The sequence below is a fragment of the Acinetobacter haemolyticus genome, from assembly GCF_900406815.1.
GTDB classification, from domain to species: Bacteria; Pseudomonadota; Gammaproteobacteria; order Pseudomonadales; family Moraxellaceae; genus Acinetobacter; species Acinetobacter haemolyticus_A.
This window is the reverse complement of the sequence record NZ_OVCN01000001.1, coordinates 162,058-186,140: the sequence shown is the minus strand read 5'-3', so window position 1 is coordinate 186,140 and position 24,083 is coordinate 162,058. Positions and strand designations below refer to the sequence as shown.

The 24,083-nt window shown below is 41.8% G+C and carries 16 protein-coding genes; 13 read left to right on the top strand and 3 right to left on the bottom strand.

From position 1 onward, the window contains the following. Nucleotides 1-29 precede the first annotated feature (29 nt). Together DK207_RS00825 and DK207_RS00820 are read right to left on the bottom strand one after the other, a co-directional pair. Nucleotides 30-3,734, bottom strand: coding sequence for a UvrD-helicase domain-containing protein (locus DK207_RS00825; protein ID WP_109439565.1), 3,705 nt, complete (start codon nt 3,732-3,734; stop codon nt 30-32). 3 nt (nt 3,735-3,737) lie between these two features. Next, nucleotides 3,738-7,388, bottom strand: a complete 3,651-nt coding sequence (locus DK207_RS00820) for an exodeoxyribonuclease V subunit gamma (RefSeq protein ID WP_109439564.1) — start codon at nt 7,386-7,388, stop codon at nt 3,738-3,740. A gap of 204 nt (nt 7,389-7,592) precedes the next feature. Between DK207_RS00820 and DK207_RS00815 the strand changes: the two genes are divergently transcribed. Beyond that, nucleotides 7,593-8,093 carry a hypothetical protein gene (locus tag DK207_RS00815; RefSeq protein WP_109439563.1) on the top strand — a complete coding sequence of 167 codons (501 nt, stop codon included), beginning with the start codon at nt 7,593-7,595 and terminating at the stop codon, nt 8,091-8,093. Nucleotides 8,094-8,232: 139 nt separating this feature from the next. On the opposite strand, the gene DK207_RS00810 is transcribed toward DK207_RS00815, so the two are convergent. Further along, nucleotides 8,233-9,651 carry a phosphate--AMP phosphotransferase gene (locus DK207_RS00810; protein WP_109439562.1) on the bottom strand — a complete coding sequence of 473 codons (1,419 nt, stop codon included), beginning with the start codon at nt 9,649-9,651 and terminating at the stop codon, nt 8,233-8,235. A gap of 205 nt (nt 9,652-9,856) precedes the next feature. Here DK207_RS00810 and DK207_RS00805 point away from each other — a divergent pair, with 205 nt between their 5' ends. From DK207_RS00805 to DK207_RS00750, 12 genes are all read left to right on the top strand, one after another. Beyond that, nucleotides 9,857-10,564 carry an FFLEELY motif protein gene (locus tag DK207_RS00805; RefSeq protein WP_109439561.1) on the top strand — a complete coding sequence of 236 codons (708 nt, stop codon included), beginning with the start codon at nt 9,857-9,859 and terminating at the stop codon, nt 10,562-10,564. Nucleotides 10,565-10,755: 191 nt separating this feature from the next. Beyond that, nucleotides 10,756-11,700 carry a bifunctional demethylmenaquinone methyltransferase/2-methoxy-6-polyprenyl-1,4-benzoquinol methylase UbiE gene (ubiE, locus tag DK207_RS00800; protein WP_109439560.1) on the top strand — a complete coding sequence of 315 codons (945 nt, stop codon included), beginning with the start codon at nt 10,756-10,758 and terminating at the stop codon, nt 11,698-11,700. Nucleotides 11,701-11,710: 10 nt separating this feature from the next. Then, nucleotides 11,711-12,403, top strand: a complete 693-nt coding sequence (locus DK207_RS00795; RefSeq protein WP_109439559.1) for a ubiquinone biosynthesis accessory factor UbiJ — start codon at nt 11,711-11,713, stop codon at nt 12,401-12,403. A gap of 12 nt (nt 12,404-12,415) precedes the next feature. Continuing rightward, complete coding sequence (locus DK207_RS00790; RefSeq protein ID WP_109439558.1) at nt 12,416-14,035, top strand: ABC1 kinase family protein; 1,620 nt, start codon at nt 12,416-12,418, stop codon at nt 14,033-14,035. A 197-nt stretch (nt 14,036-14,232) separates the two neighbouring features. After that, nucleotides 14,233-15,000 (top strand): bifunctional phosphoribosyl-AMP cyclohydrolase/phosphoribosyl-ATP diphosphatase HisIE, encoded by a 768-nt coding sequence (gene hisIE, locus DK207_RS00785; RefSeq protein WP_109439557.1) that lies wholly within the window; start codon nt 14,233-14,235, stop codon nt 14,998-15,000. 9 nt (nt 15,001-15,009) lie between these two features. Beyond that, nucleotides 15,010-16,518: a UvrD-helicase domain-containing protein gene (locus DK207_RS00780; protein ID WP_109439556.1), complete on the top strand. Its 1,509-nt coding sequence runs from the start codon at nt 15,010-15,012 to the stop codon at nt 16,516-16,518. Nucleotides 16,519-16,630: 112 nt separating this feature from the next. Beyond that, nucleotides 16,631-18,013 carry an AAA family ATPase gene (locus DK207_RS00775; RefSeq protein ID WP_109439555.1) on the top strand — a complete coding sequence of 461 codons (1,383 nt, stop codon included), beginning with the start codon at nt 16,631-16,633 and terminating at the stop codon, nt 18,011-18,013. A 243-nt stretch (nt 18,014-18,256) separates the two neighbouring features. Beyond that, nucleotides 18,257-21,100, top strand: coding sequence for a monovalent cation/H+ antiporter subunit A (locus DK207_RS00770; RefSeq protein ID WP_109439554.1), 2,844 nt, complete (start codon nt 18,257-18,259; stop codon nt 21,098-21,100). Nucleotide 21,101: 1 nt separating this feature from the next. Beyond that, on the top strand, nt 21,102-21,470 hold the full coding sequence (locus tag DK207_RS00765) for a Na+/H+ antiporter subunit C (RefSeq protein WP_109439553.1): 369 nt from the start codon (nt 21,102-21,104) through the stop codon (nt 21,468-21,470). Further along, nucleotides 21,470-23,281, top strand: coding sequence for a monovalent cation/H+ antiporter subunit D (locus DK207_RS00760; RefSeq protein WP_005088013.1), 1,812 nt, complete (start codon nt 21,470-21,472; stop codon nt 23,279-23,281). Before DK207_RS00765 ends, DK207_RS00760 begins: the two co-directional genes overlap by 1 nt. Beyond that, nucleotides 23,281-23,808 carry a Na+/H+ antiporter subunit E gene (locus tag DK207_RS00755; RefSeq protein ID WP_109439552.1) on the top strand — a complete coding sequence of 176 codons (528 nt, stop codon included), beginning with the start codon at nt 23,281-23,283 and terminating at the stop codon, nt 23,806-23,808. The genes DK207_RS00760 and DK207_RS00755 overlap by 1 nt, the downstream gene beginning before the upstream one ends. Then, nucleotides 23,805-24,080 (top strand): monovalent cation/H+ antiporter subunit F, encoded by a 276-nt coding sequence (locus DK207_RS00750; protein WP_109439551.1) that lies wholly within the window; start codon nt 23,805-23,807, stop codon nt 24,078-24,080. Before DK207_RS00755 ends, DK207_RS00750 begins: the two co-directional genes overlap by 4 nt. The last annotated feature ends 3 nt before the right edge of the window (nt 24,081-24,083 follow it).

Here is a 24,083-nt window from a genome sequence, read left to right as displayed (position 1 = left end):
TTTAAATTTACCCATTTTATCTACACACCTCATTGTAATTTATCCTCAGTACAGTATCCCAATATGGCATCCAAACGCAGGATAAATTCATCTTCAGGTTTCCAATAGAAATAACCTTGATCAGCTTGCCCATTCATACCACGTAAGTACAAATAAGACGCACCGCCTAAGTGCTGATCGATACGATAATTTTGTAACTTAACACTTAAATAACGATGTAACGCCACCAAATATAAAGCAGCTTGAAGCCAATAACTGGATAAAGACATACTTTCAGCGATCTGTGCAGATTGATAATCTGCTTGATCTTCACCAAGGTAATTACTTTTATAATCTGCAATATGGTAGCGCTGTCCATCAAAGTAAACTAAGTCAATCGAACCATTTAAATAACGTGCTGATTTTGCATCAATAAATTCAGGCATTTGAATGTCATATTCTTCAAATAGCTGTTGTATGCGTTGCATCGCTAACACACGATCAGATAGTGCTAAATAAAATGGACACTCTGATAAATACTGTCCCGCTGCCAACTGCTGTAATTGAAAGCCTTGATTGAGCGGGGTTTGTAATACTTCTGCCAGCCATGCCGCAATCCATTGATATAGCTGTTGCTCGGCATTCTCCTGCTCTGGAAAATGCTGTTGATATTGTTCTAACAATAACAACCATAGACTTTGATAAGTGTTTTTAAAACGGCGTCGAATATCCTCGATCCATGTTTCTGGACGTTGGAAATCGATTTGCTCAAAAATCTCATGCAGGAAATTTCCTGCTAGGGTTCCTTTTGGGAAGTATTGCTTAATCCAAGCAATGGGGTGTGATACCCCAATACTTTCAATAGTCAAAAGATCAAACTCATCTTCAGCCTGTTCGAAACCTTGATCCGCATTTGCTAAACGATCGAGGCGATTGGCTTTATGCTTAAGATGCTGCGCCAAATAACTAAAACTGGTTTTGCCACGCGCATAAAACCGCTGCTCAGGTAAGGGTTGCGCTGCTAATAATCGCAGTTGTTGCACTTGCTGAGCCTTGAGCGCTTGCGGTCGTTCGAGTACTAAGCTGTCTTCGAGACTATAGATATGCTGAAAAGCATCCCCTTGATTTTTCCAAAATGCCAAACCAGAGAGTTTATTTTTATCGCCCTTTTCCGGCTCAAATACGGCGTAAACACGATGACTCGCACGCGTCAATGCCACATACCATAAACGGTTTTGTTCAGCTTGAGCCCGTTGTTGATGTTGATCCAAATCAGTTTGTTGTAGAAAATTTTTATCCGCAATTGCCACCACACGCTGAGTTCGGGTCTGTCCCGTCTCAGGCACTTGAATTTCAGTGGTTGAGAAATTCAAAGTTTTTTGCATTTCAGTGAATGGTTTATTGGCACTCAATAAGAACACGATTTTAAATTCTAGCCCTTTGGATTGATGAATGGTCATCAACTGCACACCCGCTTCACTAGATAGCTTATGCTCTAACTCCCATTCTCGGTCACTTGGGGAATGGAGTTGTTTTAAATACCAGTGATAGAGATTTTGGATACCTTGTACATGCTCGCTGTGTTGACTCAAAATATCAGAGAGATGACGTAAATTAACCACCGCCCGTTCATTATCTTTGCTTTGGGTGGCGACCAGTTGCTGCCAAATGGCGAATTGATTTAAACAACGTTGCCATGCCACCAAAAAGCCTTGAGTCCGCCACATTTCTCGAATGTCATCAAACTGCTGAATATAGTGACTGAGACCTTCCGCGCTTTGCTCAAGTGCCATTAACTGTGACAAATTAAAACCAAATAAACGGCTGAGTAAAGCACGCTTCAACTTTGCTTCATCATAAGGATGCAACAATGCAGTGAGTAAAGCCCCAACATCTTGGGCAATCTTTGAATCAAACACGCTACGCTTTGATGGGCGATTCACACGGATGCCTAACCGCTCTATGGCATACTGAACTTCATCTAATTGACGATGGCTGCGTGAAAGAATCGCAATATCATCTTCACATATAATGTGGCGATTTTCTCCTTCCAAATATAATTGCTGTAAATGTGCCTGATTCAGTAAGCTTTGAATTTTCCAAGCCACTTGGATTGCTTGTTCATTTCCTTCTTGCAGTTGTAACCAGCGTAACGGTGCAGGGTTGAGTTGCCCATTTTCAATCAATGCAGGATGCGGACGTGAACCCGCTTGAATGGGGTCATAAAGTACTTGTTCACCAAAATCTATTTGTCGTTGAAACAGTACATCCACAACTTCAACCAACTCCTTCACTGAGCGATGGTTATGAATCAACTTATACTCACGCCCGTGCTTCGACATAATGTCTTGATGAGCATTTAAGAAAGTCAACATATCACCACCACGGAAACCATAAATCGCCTGCTTACGGTCACCGACCATGATCATGCAGCCTTTTTGGTAACGTTGTGGATGCCGCCAAATGGTTGCCAGCATATCGTCCTGATCTTGGTTGGTGTCTTGAAACTCATCTACCAAAATCAGCGGATAGCGAGCTTGTACAAATACCGCAAATCGTTGTCCTTGTTCGCCTTTTAATGCTTCTGATAAGGTTTTGATTTGTTGTGCAAAAGTGGTTTCGCCTCTTTGCTGTAAAAGTTGTGGTAAGCGTTTTTTGACTTCAATACACAAATAGGCTTTTAAATACACCTGTAGTTGTTCGAATTGTTGTTGCGTTTGTTGTAAAGCATGACAAAGTTTTTGAAGTTGTAGAATCGTCGGATGCTGATAAAAACCATCCGCCACTTCAGCAGGGCATTTTTTAAAAATTTTCTGACCATCGAGCTTGTCTAGGAATTTAAAAGCAGCATCACGCGCCCCAGCAAAATAAGCATCAAAAACCTGCACATTTTCAGTTTCTAACAAAGCTTTTAAGAGTTGTGGCAAAGACTCACAAAACAATTTATTGAAGGCATTGTTACGAAAAGAAGAGCCATTAATATGAGAGTAATATGCACCATCTAAATTAAAATATTCAGCCAAAGAACTGAGTTCAATTTGCTGTGCTTGTTGCTGCCACTGTTGTAGTTGAGCCAGCTCAATTTCGGGCATGTCAGGTAACTTAAATTGTGCAGAGCTAAAATTTAGAGCGCTCTCAACCATCCCGACAAAATGATCTACACTTTTCAGTGCTCCAATACTGTAAAGTGCATCAATCACATGCTGTGGTTGTGATTGAATCCATTCTCGCAACACATCATGAATCAATTGACGCGTATAAGCTTTGGCATCTTCGGAGATTTGAGCACGTTCAATCTTGCCACTTTCAAACGCAAACTCACGCAATAACTTTTGGCTAAAACTATCGAGTGTGCCTACGAATAACTCATCTAATTGATCAATCACCAATTTTAAGCGTTCACAGGCATAAGCAATACGTGGAGCAAAAGTTTTGAGTAAATGTTGCTTCAACGGATCCGATTCTTGCATGGCAAGTGTATAAATATCACTTTCCAATACCGTTCTTTGAGGTTCTAAATATTGTTGAACTTCAATCAATCGAGCACGGATACGGCATTTTAACTCAGCAGCGGCAGCACGGGTAAAGGTTGTGGCAATCACCTGATTAGGTAAATATTTTTCTAAAAAAATACGGACCATCAAACTCGACAAGGTATAAGTTTTTCCTGTTCCTGCCGATGCTTCAATCAGATGTAGACCTTCAAATTGAATATCACAGATGGGTTGATAAGACACAGGAAATTTTGAATTCATGCCTTACTCCACGCGTAAAAATTCAAAAATGGGTTGATATAGCGCATGAGAATAATGATCACAAGCATATTGCAATAACGCGCTCGCATCTTGTTCTTGCAAAATAAACTGCCAGTCTCGATGTAATTTACACGCTTCGTTTTGTGTCATATCAAAACCTGAAAAATCACCGGTATCATTCCAATCTTTCAACACCTGCTTTTGGCTATCCTCTACTAGAACTTGCTTGGTATCCTGCTGTATCCAATCATAGTATTTACCTTTTTCCAGAGGCTTAAGCAATAAAGCGGCTGGCAACACCACTGGTTGCTGTTGAGCACTTTGCCAGAGTTGTAACCATACCTGTAAATAGTGCTGTGCTTGCTGAGTATTTAAACCTTCACAAATCACAGTCTGATCGCTAAACACCACGATTCGGCGCTTTGGGGCTGCTGAATCATGATTCAATATCGCCAACCACAGTAAATATTCCAGCCAAACTTTGGCGAAGCGTTTAGCACGCGCGCTCGATGCATCTAAGCTAACCCAATCTGATGTGTTTTGTTTTGGAATCGTACAACTTATCTGAAGTTGTTTGGAAACACGCCAAACTCGCTGAGTTGTTTCAGTCGGTGCTGCTGCATATTGTTGTAGCCGCTCCAACAAACGCTGTTGCTCTAGACAACTTTGTTGCCAAACACTTTGCTGCACCTTCCCCACAGGCAATTGATCTTGCAAAACCGCAGGCATGGCTTGACCATCCTGTTGCTGTAAAAAATGACGAATTGCATATTTACCTAAACCATCCAATAACAAAGGTTCGCTTTGATCAACCAACGCTGTGGCACTTAGATTCTCCACACCCAAGGTTTTTAAATAGAGTCTTGCGGGGAAACTAACATCTTGAATCCATTGCTGGCTATCCAAGATCACCATTTCGCTCTGCTCAATTGGATAAGGACTATTGACCCAGGCTTGCCGCTCACCTTTGACCTGTTGAATTTGTGATGCCACTTTAAACCAATGATCTTGATAGCGTGTATAACTTTGCTCAGCTAAAAAGCCGAGTGGATCGAAAGGTTGCAAGCGATGCAGATGATAAAGTGGGTAGAGCTGTGGTGGAATCTGGAGTTCTTCATAGTCTTCCCCAAAAGAATTAAAGTAAGTCTCGTCCTCTGGGAGAGATTTAGAGAGGGAGTCTTTCACAATCAACGCCAAATGATCTCGAAAACCTTGCAAAACACTGGAAGGTTCTCGAACCTCTCCATCATTAATATCGAAACCATTATAGAACAGCCATAACTGCTCTTGCGCCAATAGCACAGCATCTAGAAACGCCCCTTGATCATCTTCTAAGCGAGAACGATCACCCAGTTGTTGACGCAACGCATCCATCAAATCAAAAGGAATATGGCTATCGCGATTTGGAAATTTACCTGTATCTAAATTTAACAGCACAATTAAGCGATAAGGAATCGGGCGGATCTGTCCAATTTGGCTAAACGTGATTTGTCCTGTTGGTTCCACCTGTGCAGATTGACTTTCTAAAGTCCTTTGAATTTCTTCAAGAATATAAGGCAAAGGCAAGGAAATTTTACGTAATTGCGTCTCAGCATCCTCGTAATAGCTTGCCAAAGTCAGCATACGCTCTTGTTTTTGAATGATTTCACGAACTGATTTTAAAGCAACAATATCCGCCTGCTCAAACTCCTGCACTTCCATTTTAAGACGATTTAACCATATCTCAACGGGCAGATTTTGACCTTGTTCATGCGAAATTAACCAATTTCTCCGTATACATAAATCCTGATAAATCTGGATCAAAATACCGATTAGTTCAAAATCGCTTGGCTGTACCAATGCATAACTCAAGGTTTGTTGCACCATCACATGTGCTGGTACGGCAACACCTAAAGCCAGACGATCTAAAGCGAACTTAAAGCTATAACGATAATCTTGATCCTCTGGGTTTAGACTTTGTTTGAGATGTTCTTCATCCAAACCCCGTTTAAAGCCAGCATCGCTGAGTAAATCTAAAATCCGTTGAGTCTGTGAAACATCTAAACCATAAAGTTGTTGGGTGGCAGCAAGATTGAGCCAGTCAGCAAAATCATCTTGTGTGAAGCGACCTTGCGTCAGTTGCAACCTTCCCAATACTGCACGCCAAGCATTCAGTGCATCCAGTTGCGCCACGCCTGCAATTTTGACGGGTAAAAATACCTCATGCTCATTTGGAACTGCAGGAAATACACTGCGGATCAAAGGTTCTAATTCTGCCAAGTTTGGCGTAAGGATCAATACATCACTTGGACGGCGTGGTCCTACATCGGTTTGTGATAACCAGTGAATTAATTGCTCTTTCAAGACTTCCAATTGTCTTAAATTAGAATGACACACATGAATTTGAACCGAACGATCTTCAGCAGCCAATTCATATTGCTCAGCTTTAGGCTCTGCTAAATAAAAAATATCAGATTGAATCTTTCCAAGTAAGGTTTCAGGAAAATGATCAATAAAAGCATCAACCCATTTCCCTTCTTCTCCCGTAGCCAGTTGTGACAACAAGGAGAAATGATCTCTCGCCTGTTTACCCAAACGTGTCAAAAGCGGATGTCTGGATTCACGATTTAGGGCATTAAAACCTAAACTAAAACTTTCAAAAAATGCTGAGATTTCAGCGTCGGTGGCTTGAGGATTCTTACGAATAAAACGCTCTTTTACGCCCAAGTCATAACGCTGCTTCCAAAGTGGGTCAACACTATCAGCCCAATACTCTTGTGAAGGGTTATAGTGCAAAATCACCACATCTAGATATTGCCCCAAACGACGTAAAAACTGTAATTGACTTGGTGGCAAATCCAACAAAGTAAACAGGATCACTTGTTCAGGCAACTCGTTCAATGCTCGCGCTCGAGTCTGTTGATCCTCTAAAACCTGCCAAAATGCTGCATCAATACCTTGCATTTCCATAAAATCATCATGGAAATAGTTTTGCCACAACCAACGCTGCCATGCTTCTAATTGTTGCGTTTGTTGCAAACTAAATGCTGAGGTTTGCTGATCAGTTTTCGAAATTAAATTTTCGATATCGAGCGCTTTATTTTGTCCCCAAGTGGACAGCCAATTGGTCGGGCATGTACATGTAGCACCACAGCCTCGTTGGCAATACCCTCTATAAATCATATAGTTATTAAAAAGCTGGGAGACTTGCTCTGCCACCCAATACAACATACTTTGTTTTTTAAGTTGTTTTTCTCGTCCCGCTTGCAGTTGATCAGCACTGTCATAAATCCGCTGCACAATTGAATACAGCGGATGCTCAGGCTCAACATTCATCTGTTCAGCACGGATAAAAGGCTGTAAGGCTTGATGAATACGCCATTTTAAAATCAGACGTGGTATGTTCGCTTTACGGACTTGATCTTTATTTTCAAGCACCTGCTGATAGGCATACCATTGAAATCCGCGAATACGATGATGAAACTGATAATTTGCAACCATCCCTTGCTGTTCAGCAATTTTTTGCGTTAACCATTGTTCTTGTGCGGGGCTCGGTACAATAAAATGTTGCGTTTTAAATACTTGAAATGGCGAACTGTTGGACTGGGCAATTGATGTCATTACGCCTTGTAACAGCACTTCAAGGCTTTGGCTTTGAATAACATGAATACCCATGTATTAATATAACCTCATCAAAAAAATATCAATTTGTTGCACGAAAACGTACATAATCATCACTATACAAGCTTGTCGAACTATGTCACGTTAGACAACATGAAAATATAAAATTTATTTTAAATATGATTGAATAATGGATTGCTTACTCGTCATATACATCTCAAAATCCAATATTCAAGGGACAAACTTAGGTATTACTTTATGAAAATTGAAAAAGCACCTGACTTTATTGACCCAAATTTAAATTTGGAACAAATTCGCAAAGACTGCTTAGAACGCACCAAAAAAACAGCTTATTACTCGGCAGGGGCAGCGATTGTTCCAATTCCTTTTTTTGATGTGGTCGTTGATCTCAGTATGCTCACACGCATTATTCCAGAAATTAATACAAGTTTTGGTCTTTCCCCAGAGCACATTAGTGTATACGACCCTGAAACTAAAAAAATTCATTGGAATGAACTTCGCAAACGAGGTTTTGAATTTTCAGGCTTCTTGGTCGCACGCACGGCGATGAAAAAATCTTTTAATGGTTTTTTTGCAAAGATCGCAACCAAACAAGTAACTAAGTTTATTCCGCTAGGTGGGCAAATCATTGCAGCAAGCTTGGGCTATTTTATGATGAAAAAAATCACAGAACTACATATCCAAGACTGTTATAACCTTGCGAAAAAAATTCAACAGAAAAGTCTCGCTTCGAACTAAATCTGCTTGAACCTTATAAAAATATTCATTTACTCCCTGTGAAGCAATATATTCATAGGGAGATAATTATATTGAGGTGTTCAACATTCTGAGCTCATTTCTCATAAATAAATTGCCCTCATTTTTTACAGCTGAACGCTTAGTCTGCGTTCAGCTGTTTTAGGATCGCTTTCAAAACCTCAATTCTTGCGGTGTATTTATCATCCGTTGCAATCACATGCCAAGGCGCATTTGGAGTACTGGTTCGCTCAAACATATCCGCAGCTGCATCTAGATATTGATCCCATTTATCTCGATTACGCCAGTCTTCTTCAGTAATTTTAAAGCGTTTATGTAAGGTTTGTTCTCGCTCTTTAAATCGACGCTCTTGCTCATCCTTACTAATGGCTAACCAAATTTTGACAATGACCGTCTGACAATCTGTCAGATTCTGTTCAAATCGGTTAATTTCATCATAGGCTCGTTGCCACTCCACTGTGGAAGCAAAGCCTTCGATACGTTCCACCAAAACACGTCCATACCAAGTTCGATCGAAAATGGTAATTTTGCCACTATCATTCAATCGATTCCAAAAACGCCATAAGTATGGGCGGCGTAATTCATAAGGCTCTGGTGCTGCAATGGTATGAATTTCATATTCTCGTGGATCAAGCTTTTTAACAATGCGTTTGATGGCACCGCCTTTACCCGCTGCATCCATGCCTTCAAAGGCAATGATGACATTTCGCTCAGCGCAACGCATCGCTTCAGCGACTTTACGAGTGAGCTCATTTAACTGATCCTTATATTTTTCTTTTTCAATTATTTTTTGATCTGGCGCTACTAGTTCAGAAGGAATACCGGCTTGTTGCCATGTCTGCTCAACATGGGTTGGATGCTCTGGCAAGGCCTGTAAGGTTTGCAATATATATTGAGCAAAGCATTGATCACGTCGTTGCTCATCTTCACCATGGATAACAGACCAATCCTCTATAAATCTCTGGCTATAGCTTTGCAAGGTGTCGTATTGTTTTTTGTTGCGCCAATCTAATCCATGCAATTTATGCCAATTCTGTTCAGATGGATCGATTTGATCCAAACGCTTTTGCAATGCTTTCCACGATAGATCAAACCATACCTTGATCACATGGACATGATTTTGTCGCAAGTCATTTTCAAAATCACGCATCTTCTGCACATATTGATCAAACACACTGTCTTTGAATGCTTTCGGATCCTGCATCGCCGTGGCAAGTAGATCACTATACCACGTACCAAACATCACCACGATTTGCCCTTCTGCAGGAATAAATCGCGTATAAGGCTGCCAGAAAGCCTGATCGCTTGATAGATGCAGAGGGACATCCGCTTTTACTTTCAAATATCGAGGATCGAGCCATTCTCGCAATTGTTTAACGGCTTCACCTTTACCCGCCAATTCAATCCCACTGACCAAGACCAAAACACTTTTTGCATTTTTCTGGTCCCGACTCTCTCTTAAAGCATATTGTGCTTCGATCAAATCTAAAGACAGCTCATCTTCATCTCGCAATTCAAATACAGGGGTTTGCGCATTCATTGTTCACCCTAAGTGCATGATTTAATAACATCGAGTATAGTCATAACTGTTTTGGTGTTTAGAAACACAAATGTACAATTTCTGTAGATATTGTCAGTGTATAGCCACAGTGACCCATTATTAAACATTTAAGGTTTGTGCTGTCATAGTTCTTGGGTATGATGCAGCCTATGATTTCATGGTTTTATTTTCATAGAGTTCAAATATGTCAAAACTCGCTGCATTTGATGATCTTTTATTAAAATATCAAAATTTAAATTACCACCAAGATCCAGCGATTGCACAACGTCTGCATGAAGTTCAAGCATGGATGAAGACTCGTATCGCGGCTACACACCAAGCGTTTTTTGCCCTGCCTGAGAATCAACTGATGGCTCAGTATTTTTTAAATCGGTTATATGGCGGGCCTGATTTTGATGCCATGGCTCAGCAAATCGAACGTCTCTTGAAATATGCGCATAAAGCAGAAAGCCTGCTCCCTGAAAATGCAATCAAAACAGGAACCAAATCGGTCAGTCTTGCAGTCCTCGCAACACAATTGGATGAACAAGTCGCGATTCAGCTCTTACAAGATTACCCTTTGGACACACCGCTCACAGATGAAATCATGCGTCAGACCTTAATCAAATTGGATCAAGGTGAAGCTCGATATGAACAATTACAGTTACTGGATGAGCTAGGCCTAACATTAGACAAATATATGCGCTCGACCATGATGTATGCTGCGTTTAAAATGTGTAAAGGGATCGCCAATAAATACCAATTTGAACGTATGTATGCCTTTATACAAGAAGGTTTTGCGGCAATGAAACCTATGAAATCCGCAGCAAACTTCATCAAAACTTTCACAGAAAAAGAACGTGAGATTATTGATAAAGTTCATGCTGGACATCCTCACCCGTTCCAAGCTTAAGCTAAGGTTTCACTCCCTCTCAAAGTAGGGGGAGATTGACTACTCGCCAATTCAATTTAAAAAAACTTTTGGGAAAATGAGTTTCTGTATATTATTCATAACAATTACGCAGCAAAGCCTGTAAAAAAATACAAAATCTGTCATTATGCATGCTGATTCGTGCCGCTAGAACGAAAGTTTAGGAGAAAACAATGTCTAACGAAAATCAACAGCCCACCCCAGAAGTTGAGCAAAAACCAAGTTCAGACAAAGTCAGTCCCTTCCTAAGCTCGCCACTGCCACAAGGCACACCACAAGGTCAGCAACAATCATTACAACAAGGCCTTGCATCCACCCCAACAGGCGGTTCTGTACCAAAGTACAACTTGCCGCGTGGTGCCAATACCGGCAATGTTGGTGAAACGACACACTTCGGCTATCAAACCGTAAGTAGTGATGAAAAAGCACAAAAAGTTGCAGAAGTATTCCATTCTGTAGCGAGCAAATACGACATCATGAATGACTTAATGTCATTTGGTATTCACCGTTTATGGAAACGCTTTGCGATCAACATGTCGGGCGTTCGTCGCGGTCAACAAGTTTTAGATATCGCGGGTGGTACTGGTGACTTAGCTAAAGTCTTTAGCCGTGAAGTAGGTCCTCAAGGACATGTGGTACTTTCAGATATTAATGAATCTATGTTAAATGTCGGTCGTGATCGACTGATCGATGCAGGCTGTACCAATGTCGATTTCGTCCTTGCCAATGCTGAAACATTAGAACCATTTGCAGATAATAGCTTTGATTTAGTAACCATCAGTTTTGGCTTGCGTAACGTAACGGACAAAGATGCTGCTTTACAGGCGATGTATCGCGTACTTAAGCCAGGTGGCCGCTTATTGATTCTCGAATTTTCTAAGCCTGTGTTTGAACCATTCTCGAAGCTATATGATCTTTACTCATTCACTGCACTTCCGATCATGGGTAAATTGGTGGCAAATGATTCTGAAAGCTATAAATACCTTGCAGAATCAATCCGTATGCACCCAGATCAACGCACGCTTAAAGGCATGATGGAAAATGCGGGTTTCCAAAGCTGTGACTACCATAATTTAACAGGTGGTATTGTTGCAGTACACCGTGGATTCAAATTGTAAGGCTTAAGATATGTGGTCGATTTTAGCACTCGGTGCAGTCGAACGTATCATTCATCATGTGATTGATTTGGATGCGATTACCCGCATTCAGCTCAATCAACTACAAGGTCAACTATTGAGAGTGGTGATCGATAGTCCACAACTCTCAGTTGATGTGTTTTTTGATGAAAATAAAGTTCGTCTCGAACCGACCGTGACAGGACAAAGTCAAACCCCTTCTATTTTTGAACAGCGTCCTGAGGAGCGTTCAAGCTCCGCAAGTACAGGAAAAAGTAATAAAATCACCGATGCAACTGCAACACTCCATGTTGAAAATGTTGTTGAGTTAATTAAATTATTGCTGAGTGATATGGATCAAATCGGTAATATTCCGCTCGAAGGTGATTATCACTTATTGCAAGATATTCAACGGATCATGCAACAAGCTGAACCTGATCTCGCTGCGCATTTATCTCCGTGGATTGGCCCGCAACTCGCCCATGAGTTAGGGAAAATTCAACTCGCACCTCAGCAAATAAAACGCTCGTTGCAAAGTCATTTGTTCTTTGTCGAAGATGCACTTAAAGAAGATAGTGGTTTATTTGCCCCACGTTGGCAAATGGATGATCTGAATCGAGAAACTCGTCAGCTCAATCAAGAAATTGATCGCTTAGAAGCAAAATTCCAGCAATTAAAATCTCAGTTTAATCCCACACAAGACTAGGTAAAATTCCATATGATTCCGCATATTACACGGTTACTCGAACTCTGGCGTATTGCAGCACATTACCGCCTTGACACCTTGTTTCCTGCGGAAGAGTTACCAGTTAAAGCACGTCATGCATTAAATGTCATCAAAATGCATCCTGCTGCATGGTCAAGTCGTGAGAAAAAAAATCCACTCAAGTTAAAAGAAGCCTTAGAGGATATGGGCCCTTTGGCCATTAAACTTGGGCAATTGCTTTCGACTCGCCGAGATTTGATTCCGCCTGAAGTGTTATCGCAATTGATTTTATTACAAGACCGTGTAAAACCCTATGACACACAATTGGCGAAACAACGTATACAAGACTCGTTAAAAGCCGATATTTCAACGCTATTCTTACGTTTTGATGAGCAACCTCTGGCTGCTGCATCGATTGCACAAGTTCATACTGCGGCTTTACATGATGGACGTGAAGTGATTGTCAAAGTCACTCGTCCCGATATTCGTAGTCAAATTTTGCAAGATTTTGAAATCTTAGCTTGGCTGGGCGACTGGTTAGAAAACCGTTTAGAGGCTGCTCGTGCGCTGCACTTATCTGAAATCATTCAAGATTATCGCCAAATTATCCTGAATGAACTTGATTTAAGCCTAGAAGCAGACAATACCCGTCGTATGCGTCATTACTTTACTGGCTCCAGCATGATGTATGTGCCAGAAGTCTATATGGACAGTAAAGACGTGATGGTCGCTGAACGTATTACAGGTGTCCCAATTTCAGATACCGCAACTTTTGATCGTCTAGGCATGGATCGTGCTGATTTGGCGGAAAAAGGTTTAACGATCTTCTTTACACAAGTATTCCGTGACAACTTCTTCCATGCTGACATGCATCCGGGTAATGTTTTCGTAGAAACAATTAACCCAAGTAATCCTCGCTTTATCGCGCTGGACTGCGCCATTATGGGTGAGTTGTCAAAACATGACCAAATGACCGTAGCGCGGATGTTACTTGCCGTCATGAACAGTAACTTCATGCAACTGATTCAGATCGTACATCAAGCAGGCTGGATTCCACCAGGCACCGATCAAGATGCCTTATCTCGTGAGATGCGCCGCACGGTTGGTCCAATGGTCTCAAAACCAATGGATCAGTTAGATTTCGCAGGTATTCTGATTCAAGTCATGGATATTGCACGTCGCTTCCATCTAGAAATTCCACCTCAACTGATGTTGCTGCTAAAAACCTTGGTTCATGTTGAAGGCTTAGGTACAGATCTTTATCCTCAACTCGATATTTGGAAATTGGCGAAACCAATTTTGACCGAATGGGTCAAAGCCAATATGAATCCAGTTAAAAATATGAAAGAACTGGGCCAGCAAATTCCAGACTTATTATTGGGCGCGCAAGATATTCCAAGCCTGCTCATCGACAGTCTGAATGGTTTAAAAAACCAATCAGCATGGCAAGACAAACAGCTCAAAGAAATCCAACAAATGCGTTTACAAATGCAACAGCAACAACGTCGTAGCTGGATGTTTGGTAGCACTATGTTGATTATGCTGACGATCGCAATTATAAGCCCTTGGTTTGTCTCAATTGTATTGATCGTTTTAAGCAGTCTGTTAGCGCTCTGGCGGATTGTGAAATAAACTCAGAAGCCCTTGTATAAACAAGGGCTTTTTTATGCTTAAAATTTTATTCATTTATCTGCGCGAGTCAGATCAAAATTTGATTGAAATTTCGAACGCGCTTTAACGCTCTATCTTCGACTTTTTACCCAACAAGGATAGCCAACCCTAGCCACAAACGCTACACTAACGGCTTTCCACCAAATGGATTTTCACTCATGTCAAACTGGTTAGATGAAGTTAAATTTGATTCCAATGGTCTTGTTCCTGCCATTGCACAACATCATCAAACTGGTCGAGTGTTAATGGTTGCGTGGATGAATCGTGAGGCTTTACAACTCACTGCTGAAAAAAATCAGGCGGTGTATTACTCACGCTCACGTCAAAAGCTCTGGCACAAAGGCGAAGAATCAGGACACTTCCAAACCGTGCATGAAATTCGTTTGGATTGCGATGCGGATGTCATCATTCTGCAAATTGAACAACATGGTGGAATCGCCTGCCACACAGGTCGTGAGTCTTGTTTCTATCGCAAACTAACCCCTCAAGGTTGGGAAGTTGTTGATGCTCAACTGAAAGATCCAACTGCGATTTACGGTGCATCTGCTAAAACAGAAACCCATACGCATAATCAAAATGAACAAGTTGATGTGCTTGCTTATCTGGGCCGTTTGATGCAACAACGTAAAACAGCCGAAGCAGATAACTCTTATATCGCCAGCCTCTACAAAAAAGGCATCAATAAAATTGTAGAAAAAGTCGGTGAAGAAAGCGTCGAAAGCATTATTGCTGCCAAAGACTATGCCATCCAAGCCTCATTGGAAAATAAACATGACCTGATTTATGAGGTGGCAGACTTATGGTTCCATAGTATTGTCATGCTTGGTTATTTCGACCTTGAACCCCAAGAAGTATTAGATGAATTGGCTCGTCGTCAGGGTTTATCCGGCCTTGTTGAAAAAGCCAACCGTAGCAAAGAAGCGTAACGAGAACCTGTGTCAATTATCGAAAAACCCAAAGCCACCTATGAGCAAGCGATTGCCATAGACAATGCCCGCTTAGGACAGTCCTTTAAAGTGATTGCGTATGCTGGCACAGGGAAAACCACCACCTTACAAATGATCAGCGATGCCATGCCTGAACGGCGTGGTATGTACTTGGCATTTAATAAAGCCATCGCATCTGAAGCACAAAGCAAATTTCATGGCAATGTGAATTGCAGAACCTTTCACTCACTTGCCTTTCGCAGTGTACCGCGTGGCGTCACAGATAAATTACGCTTACCACGTTTAAGCCCAAGTTTTATCGCTAAAGAATATCGCCTAGAACCGATTACTCTTCGTCGTCTCATGGGCGGTCGTTATGAAAAATATGTACTGATGCCAAGTCGACTTGCGAGCCTCGTTGCCAATGCTGTCAGTTATTTCTGCTCGACCAGTTCGCAATACCCTGCTCCTCGGCATATCCAAGCACCGAGCTGGCTACATCAGGATGACATCGAAGCTCTGCAACAACATCTTTACCCTGCGGTAGAACGTCGCTGGTTGGAGTCGATTGATCAGAATCATCAAGCTGGCATTGGACATGATATTTATCTAAAGCTTTGGGCATTATCTGAACCGAATATCCCAGCAGACTATGTCCTGTTTGATGAAGCACAGGATGCCGACCCACTCATGCTTGGGATCTTGTTACGTCAAAAAAGTACCCAAGTAATTTATGTCGGTGATGCGCATCAACAAATCTATGCATGGCGTGGTGCTGTCAATGCCATGCAACAAATGCCATTACATGAAAGTCGGTTGACCACCTCATTTCGTTTTGGTGAAGCGATTGCCGATGTGGCAAACTGCCTACTGGGTGCGTTAAATGAAACAGTTCCACTACTCGGCAATCCAAACATGAAATCCAGTGTGGTAAATAAACCCCATACCAAAATGCGTGATGCGATTTTATGCCGTACCAATGCTCGGGCAATGGAATTATTACTGTCAGGTTTAGTACATGGCGATAAAGTCAGTCTACAAGCCGATCATCAGAAGCTCAGCCGTTTTGTCGATGCAGCTAGTCTGCTAAAGCAAGGTAAACGTATTACCGATGTCCCCGAGCTGGCTTGGTTTAACTCTTGGCATGATGTACATGAATACTGTGAAACCAATGATGGCAGTGACATCAAACCGTTAGTTAAATTGGTTGATGATCATGGCACTGAACCACTCAAGAAAGCTTTGGCAAAAATCACTCCCATTGAACAAGCGGATTATGTGATTTCAACCGCGCATAAAGCCAAAGGTTTGGAATGGAATCGAGTACATATCGAAGATGATTATCAATTTAAAATAAATGGACTGGAACATAAAATTACAGATGAAGAGCTGAGATTACTTTACGTGGCCTGTACTCGTGCTAAAGTAAGTTTAAATATTCATCATCTTTATGACTTAATACAACAATTAAAGCTAAAACAAAGCGCTTCCTCAACTCTTCGTCAGTCCGTAGGTTAAAAGCGCGCTTGACTAGGGTCTGTTCCCATTACCTGCGCTTCATGCCTTGTTTATGTCGTTTTAGCTGATAAGGCAACGCTGGTTGGAAAACCATTGACCCTAAGGTGAGCATATGCAACTTGAATCGGTTCAATTTAAACATGTCGGTATGTTTCGGGATTTAAAACTTGAATTTCACCCTGATCAATATCCCATTACCTTAATCTTGGGTGACCAAGCCACAGGTAAAACGACTGTTTTAAAAAATATCTATCATGCCCTGTCTTGGTTCTCGGCGCGCTATAAAGATATTCGGACGGCTGGCGTAGTAATTGCTGATCAAGATATTATGTTGACCCGCTTACAAGCCAAAGTCCAAGTCCAAGTCAGACTCAGCAGCGAGTTGAACAGCAGTTTAGCTGAGAGTAGTTCAGCACAATCCATCAACACTCAAAGTTGTGCATGGAAGCTTTTTAAAACCTATAACAATCAAGGTGTTGGTATCAGTCAAGTTGAGACTCAACAACTTGATCAAATGGTAGGTTTATATCAAAAGACCAATCAACAAGACCCGTTATTTGGCTTACCCTTGGTTGCTTATTATCCTGCCGAACGCTTTGTGCAAGACATCAATTTACAAAGTAAAAATGTACCTGGGATCTTACAGAAGATGTCAGCTTATGATTTGACCGCCATTCCCTATACCACTTTTTCACGTTTTTTTGAGTGGTTTAGGGAAATTAGTGATGTTGAAAATGCTCACTCGGCACACATTGTTAGACGTTTAATGGGCAATGATTTTAACCAACAAAATCAATCCGAGATGTTAGAACAATTACAGCAGGAACTGGTAAATCACCCAAAACAGCTGTCTGCCCCCAATTTATATGCACTCAAAAAAAGCTTAACCACTGTTTTTCCAGAACTGAAAGATATCTACATTCAATATGTCCCTAAGTTACAACTGATGGTTCGTTATCACGACCAAGTGCTACCATTTCAGCAACTTTCAGCCTCACAAAAGACTTGGATTGCGCTCGTCGGGGATATTTGTCGCCGCCTTTGTTTACTCAACCAAAACTGTTTTGAACCTTGTTTGGAAGGCGAAGGTATCTTGTTGATTGATCAAATCGATACTCAATTGGATCAAAATCTATGTGCTGAAATCTTGGAACGCCTACATCAAGCCTTCCCCCGCCTGCAAATCATTGCCACGGGCAATCGTGATGAGTTACTTGAACACGCCTTGCATTATCAATGCTTACAACTTGACATGAAGGCAATTTTTCCGATCGACATAGAACAATCCCAACAGCAATTTTCTGAACTTTATAACGAATTGTACCAACCCCTAGAACTGACTGAGCCACTCAATCCCAACCTGCTCGAAGCGACGGCATCATCCAATAAAGTGGATATATTATTTAATCAAATTCAAGAGCTTGACCCACAAGAAAAAAATGAGTTGCTCAATTTATTAAGAATCGACGATACATCACAACATAGCTCTTCTTAATCCTCAAAACAGATCAGCACCGCATATTTTTTTACCTGTTGATCTGTGTTTTTCATGTAATAAGCCAATCTTTTTTGTTCATTTTATAGTAAAATAAAGCGCTTTTTATTACTAAGTTGCGCAATACAACTTACTGCTCTATTAACTTGATTGGGCTTCAAGATTTAAAGCTTTGGCATTCTCTTTGAACGCCTGTAAGTCTTGAATAAATTTCACCTTAGGTTTCTGACCTATATCATCGACATGGATACCAGTGTGCTACCGATTATTATCTTATTACCGCTCATACTCGGCACCACCCTAATCCCATACTTGCACCGTATTTCACGTGGCATGGCTGCAATTGGGGCGATTGGCATCAGTCTGAGTTGTTTCATTTTACTCTTAACTCAGGCATCAACAGTTCTTCAAGGTAATGCTCTCCTAGAAAGTTGGGATTGGTTACCACAGTTAGGTATTAATTTAAGTTTCCGCCTAGATGCCCTAGGTTTATTGTTTGGTCTGCTGATTAGCGGTATCGGCACCCTTATTTTTATATATGCCTATTATTATCTCAGTCCTAAAAACTCCCTGAGTAAACTTTATCAATTATTGATGCTGTTTATGGCAGCGATGTTGGGGATTTCTTTTTCTAACAATTTAATCTTATTGTTGGTTTTTTGGGAGCTTACCAGTATCTCCTCCTTCTTATTGGTTGGTTACTGGAGTCAATACGATGCAGCTCAACGTGGCGCACGTATGGCACTCACCATTACAGGTATGGGGGGGCTAGCAATGCTGGGTGGTTTTGTTCTATTAGGACAAATCACTGGAACTTATCAAATCGATCAACTGGTGTTGATGAAGGATGTGATTCAACAGCATGAACTCTTCGTACCGACGTTATTACTGATTTTACTTGGTGCATTCACTAAAAGCGCACAGTTCCCATTTCATTTTTGGTTACCGAATGCGATGGCTGCACCCACACCTGTTTCAGCCTATCTTCACTCTGCAACGATGGTTAAAGCAGGTATTTTCTTACTCGCTCGTTTAGCACCTATTTTTATTGGTGCTGCGTTATATCACAATATCGTGACTTTTATCGGTCTCTTTACTTTGTGTATGGCGGCTGGTTTTGCCATTTTCAAAGAAGATTTAAAAGGTCTCTTGGCATACTCCACCATCAGTCACTTAGGTCTAATTGTGTGTCTCCTTGGTATTGGTTCTCCCCTTGCCGTTGCAGCTGCAATTTTCCATATCATCAACCATGCGACCTTTAAGGCAGCATTGTTCATGATTGCGGGCATCATTGACCATGAAACAGGAACACGTGACCTGCGTAAACTTAGTGGAATTTGGCAACTCCTTCCATTTACTGCAACGCTGACCATGATCACTGCTGCATCAATGGCAGGTGTTCCTCTGACCAATGGCTTCCTTTCGAAAGAAATGTTCTTTACTGAGTTATTGGCAAACTTGTCGGGTCCAGTCATGTTGGTTTCAGCAGTGATTGCAACTCTTGCAGGTATTTTTGCAGTGAGTTACTCCATCCGTTTAGTCCATGGCGTATTTTTCGATGGCGAAATTGGTAAACAAGTTCCGCATAAAGATGCCCATGAGCCTCATATCGGTATGCGTTTACCAGCCATTATTCTTGCTGTGCTTTGTATTTTGGTGGGTATCTTCCCTGCGCTGCTCGCAGAAACTTTTGTGAACAGTGTCACTCGTGCAAGCTTAGCTCAACCTGAGTTTGCAGGCACACATCTGGCTATTTGGCATGGCGTGAATGCGCCGTTAATTATGAGTTTAATTGCCTTGGTCGGTGGGACGATCTTTTATTTTGCACTCGCAAAAGACGGTCGTATTCGCAAGATCGATTTGGATCCTTATCTTGGCAAATGGCAAGGGAAAGTTTTATTTGAACTGTTCCTGAAACATTTATTACTCACGAGCCGTAAGATCAAACAAAAAACCGAGACAGGTTCTTTACAGTCCTATCTACTTTTAATTGTATTGTTCAGCATAGCGATGGTCGCAATACCACTGTTCAATCAAGGTTTGACTACAGGTACGCGTGAGCTCAATCATGCGCCTTGGGCGGCTATCGTGCTTTGGCTCGTGCTGTTCTCTGGCTGCTGGATGATGTTGTGGTTCCACCACGAAAGAATTAAAGCCATTTTGATCAGTGGTGCTGTCGGTTTAGTCGTTACGATGGCCTTTATCGGTTTATCCGCACCAGACCTTGCCTTAACCCAGATCACGGTAGATGTCGTTACCACGATTCTATTGTTAATGAGCTTGTCGTTATTACCACAATTAACACCATATGAATCTACCCGACCACGTCGTTGGAGAGATGCCAGTCTTGCAATTGCAGGTGGTTTAGGAATTGGTTGGATTACATGGCTATTACTTACCCGTGATCATAATTCAATCTCATGGTTCTTCTTACAGCAATCTATCCCACTAGGCGGTGGCTCTAACGTTGTTAACGTTATTCTCGTCGATTTCCGTGGTTTCGATACCTTCGGTGAAATTGCAGTGCTTGGGATCGCCGCGATTGGTGCCTTATGTTTGATGGATGGTATGCGTGCCCATGGTACAACCATGACCCAAGGTCTGACCTATCGTTTTAACCCATCTCCACTGATGTTACGTATCGCAGCGTCATGGATCTTGCCAATTGCATTGGTGATCAGCGCTTACATCTTCCTGCGTGGGCATAACTACCCTGGGGGCGGGTTTATTGCAGGTCTAGTGACCTCAATGGCACTCATTATTCAGTATATTGCTTTAGGACAAGATCAAGCTGAACGCATGATTAGAGCCCAGTCTGGACGTTTATATGAAATCTGGATTGGCTCAGGTTTAATGATTGCAGGTTTAACAGGTGTTGGTGCTTGGTTCTGGGCACGCCCATTCCTTACGAGCGCACATATCTATGTTGAACCGCCATTGATTGGAAAAATGCATTTGGCTTCAGCAATGCCATTTGATTTAGGGGTCTATATCACGGTAGTAGGCGCCACCATGCTCTTGATTTCGGTCTTAGGTGACTCACGTCACTCTGGTATGTCGGGACCAATCCCAAGTGGAGATAAATAATATGCTTAGTATTGAATTTTTACTTGCCTCTGGAATTGGTTTACTGACTGCAACCGGAATTTACCTGATTCTTCGTGCTAGAACATTCCCTGTGGTTCTCGGTCTGGTCATGATTGGCTATGCCGTTAATTTATTTTTATTTGCAATGGGGCGCACCCAAGTCAATGCACCTGCCGTGCTGACTGAAACAGCGAAAGTTTCTGATCCTCTGCCTCAAGCTCTGGTACTCACTGCGATTGTGATTGGCTTTGCAACAACGGCATTTATTGTGCAACTTGCTTTACGCAGTCGCTATGAGTCGGGATCAGATCATGTTGACTCCAAAGAAGAAGCGACCTTGACTTATGAACCACGTGAGGATGAGCCATAATGTTTGATTTCTACCACTTCTGGCAGACTCATACTCCAATTCTTAGTATCTTAATTCCTGCTTTTACGAGCTTTTTGTTATTAATATTGGGCAATCCTGGTTCAGGGTCTTTAAAACAAGATTGGCGACAACCTTGGCGACGTGGCATCAGTCTGGTTTCTGTTATTTTAGGATTGATCACAGCACTAAGTTATTTAGTGATTGCCAATACTGGACAAATCACCGTTTACCAGATGGGTGAATGGTCGGCACCATTTGGTATCGTATTGGTCCTTGATCGCTTATCCGCATTTATGTTGGCGTTGACCTATGCACTTGCTGTACCTGTGCTGTGGTATGCCAGCGCAAACTGGGATACCCGTGGTCGTTATTTCCATGCCATGTTCCATTTCTTGCTTATGGGAATTTCAGGCGCCTTCTTAACAGGTGACTTGTTTAACCTATTTGTCTTCTTCGAAATTTTATTGATGGCGTCGTATGTACTCCTGTTGCATGGTCAAGGTCGTCAACGTTTTCAGCTCGGTGTTCATTACGTCACAATCAACTTACTCGCCTCTGCCCTTTTCCTTGTTGGTTTAGGAATGATTTATGGCAGCGTAGGAAGTTTGAATATGGCGGATGTTGGTCGCCTGATGTCAACTTTAGATAGCGATCAACATAAACTGGCAATTGCTGGTGGCTTAATCTTGTTTGTGGTGTTTGGAATTAAAGCCGCAATGCTTCCTGTTGGATTTTGGCTACCAAAAACTTATGCTGTTGCCAGCACGCCTGTTGCAGCGATCTTTACCATCATGACCAAAGTCGGAATTTATGCCATTTTACGTGTAAATGGCACGGTCTTTGATGATGCCATGGCACAAAGTATTTTTAAGAACTGTTTAATGGTAATTGGTCTAATTACTTCGATTTATGGGGTAATTGGTGCGCTCGGCGCGGATCGTTTACGCCGCTTTGTTGGCTTTATGGTCCTGTCGTCAATTGGTACACTCTTGATTGCAATTGCGATGTTTAATACGCAAGCATGGTCAGCCGCATTGTACTATGTTGTTCACAGTACGTTAATTGCTGCTGCATTCTACCTGTTTTGTGGTTGGATCACTTCTCAACGAGGAGCATTCAAAGATCACTTAAAAGTCTCGCCAAAGATGAAACAGGAAAAAGCGGCTGCATTTACCTACTTTACGATTGCGCTAATGATGGCAGGTCTACCACCATTTAGTGGTTTCTTAGGCAAAGTTTTTATATTGCAAGCAACAGCAGAAAGTCCTTATCAAGCGTGGATTATTGCCATCGTATTGATCGTGAGCTTACTGAGTATTATTGCCTTTACCCGTGTAGGTTTCATTCTTTTCTGGCGTGCGAGTGCACCTGAACAGAACCCGAAAGAGCCTGCACATGCTGAATATTTGGCACTACCAGAGGTTGCACCCAACCGTAATGATAAAGCCATTTATCTATTACTCGCTGGTTTGATGGCATATGTGGTATTTGCCTCACCAATTCAGCAATATGCCGTTGCGACAGCACAGCAAATTCAAGACCACGCACTTTATAATGAAGCCATCTTGAAAAAGGATTCTCAAGGACGCGCGATCAGCGTACAACCTTTTGATCCAAGCTATATTCCTGAAACAAAATATGGCGGTGAAGTTGAAGATCACAATGCGATACTCATCCCTGATGTGATTTCAAAAGCCAGCTTACAAGGCGAACATATTTCTGAGTATAAGCAACGTCAAATTGCTGAACAGATTTTAGAAGCTCCTACGATTCCAAATGAAGCCCAGCTCAAGCCAATGGAGGAACACTAATGCAAAAACTTAATTTGCTTCATCGTTGTTTTCCACATCCATTTGTCTCGTGCTTGGTTTTTGTCAGTTGGTTAATGTTGGCAAATAGCGTGCATATATCGAGTCTTACATTTGCATTCATATTAGCCGTAATCATTCCAGTGTTGGTGCGACCTTTTATCGCCTACACCCCGCGTATTCAGTTTGGGGCAGCAATCAAACTGTTCTTTGTGGTGCTATGGGATATTGTGATTTCAAATTTCCGTGTCGCAAGAATGGTGTTGGGTCCAATGAAAAAATTGCAACCCAAATGGTATCGTGTTCCTTTAGACACTGAACATGAACAAGTCAACACTTTACTCGCGATGATTATCACCACGACACCAGGTACGGTTTCTGCAGGAATCGATCAAGAACGTGGTGATATTCTTGTTCATGCCCTTAATTGTGGTGATACTGAGGTGGTAGTTCAAGAAATTAAACAGCGCTATGAAATGCCTTTAATTGAAATCTTCAACGCGAAGATACCAGAGGGAGCGAGCAAATGACTATTTTACCGTATGCGCTAGGTATTGGTTTGGTTGCAATCACCATTTCCATGTTTATGTGTTTGATCCGCTTGATTGCAGGTCCTTCTGTGATTGATCGTTTGCTTGCGCTCGATACCTTATTCCTCAATGCGACATGTCTTATCGTATTATTGGGAATTTACTGGGCCAGCACCAACTTTTTTGAAGGTGCTCTCTTGGTTGCAATGCTTGGTTTTGTTTCTACCGCGGCACTTGCTCGTTATTTCACAACTGGGCATGTGATTGATTAAGGA

What these genes read in the sequence shown, in the direction of transcription:
- DK207_RS00825 (WP_109439565.1), bottom strand. Translation starts at nt 3,734, where the DNA reads ATGAATTCAAAATTTCCTGTGTCTTATCAACCCATCTGTGATATTCAA.
- DK207_RS00820 (WP_109439564.1), bottom strand. Translation starts at nt 7,388, where the DNA reads ATGGGTATTCATGTTATTCAAAGCCAAAGCCTTGAAGTGCTGTTACAA.
- DK207_RS00815 (WP_109439563.1), top strand. Translation starts at nt 7,593, where the DNA reads ATGAAAATTGAAAAAGCACCTGACTTTATTGACCCAAATTTAAATTTG.
- DK207_RS00810 (WP_109439562.1), bottom strand. Translation starts at nt 9,651, where the DNA reads ATGAATGCGCAAACCCCTGTATTTGAATTGCGAGATGAAGATGAGCTG.
- DK207_RS00805 (WP_109439561.1), top strand. Translation starts at nt 9,857, where the DNA reads ATGTCAAAACTCGCTGCATTTGATGATCTTTTATTAAAATATCAAAAT.
- ubiE (WP_109439560.1), top strand. Translation starts at nt 10,756, where the DNA reads ATGTCTAACGAAAATCAACAGCCCACCCCAGAAGTTGAGCAAAAACCA.
- DK207_RS00795 (WP_109439559.1), top strand. Translation starts at nt 11,711, where the DNA reads ATGTGGTCGATTTTAGCACTCGGTGCAGTCGAACGTATCATTCATCAT.
- DK207_RS00790 (WP_109439558.1), top strand. Translation starts at nt 12,416, where the DNA reads ATGATTCCGCATATTACACGGTTACTCGAACTCTGGCGTATTGCAGCA.
- hisIE (WP_109439557.1), top strand. Translation starts at nt 14,233, where the DNA reads ATGTCAAACTGGTTAGATGAAGTTAAATTTGATTCCAATGGTCTTGTT.
- DK207_RS00775 (WP_109439555.1), top strand. Translation starts at nt 16,631, where the DNA reads ATGCAACTTGAATCGGTTCAATTTAAACATGTCGGTATGTTTCGGGAT.
- DK207_RS00770 (WP_109439554.1), top strand. Translation starts at nt 18,257, where the DNA reads ATGGATACCAGTGTGCTACCGATTATTATCTTATTACCGCTCATACTC.
- DK207_RS00765 (WP_109439553.1), top strand. Translation starts at nt 21,102, where the DNA reads ATGCTTAGTATTGAATTTTTACTTGCCTCTGGAATTGGTTTACTGACT.
- DK207_RS00760 (WP_005088013.1), top strand. Translation starts at nt 21,470, where the DNA reads ATGTTTGATTTCTACCACTTCTGGCAGACTCATACTCCAATTCTTAGT.
- DK207_RS00755 (WP_109439552.1), top strand. Translation starts at nt 23,281, where the DNA reads ATGCAAAAACTTAATTTGCTTCATCGTTGTTTTCCACATCCATTTGTC.
- DK207_RS00750 (WP_109439551.1), top strand. Translation starts at nt 23,805, where the DNA reads ATGACTATTTTACCGTATGCGCTAGGTATTGGTTTGGTTGCAATCACC.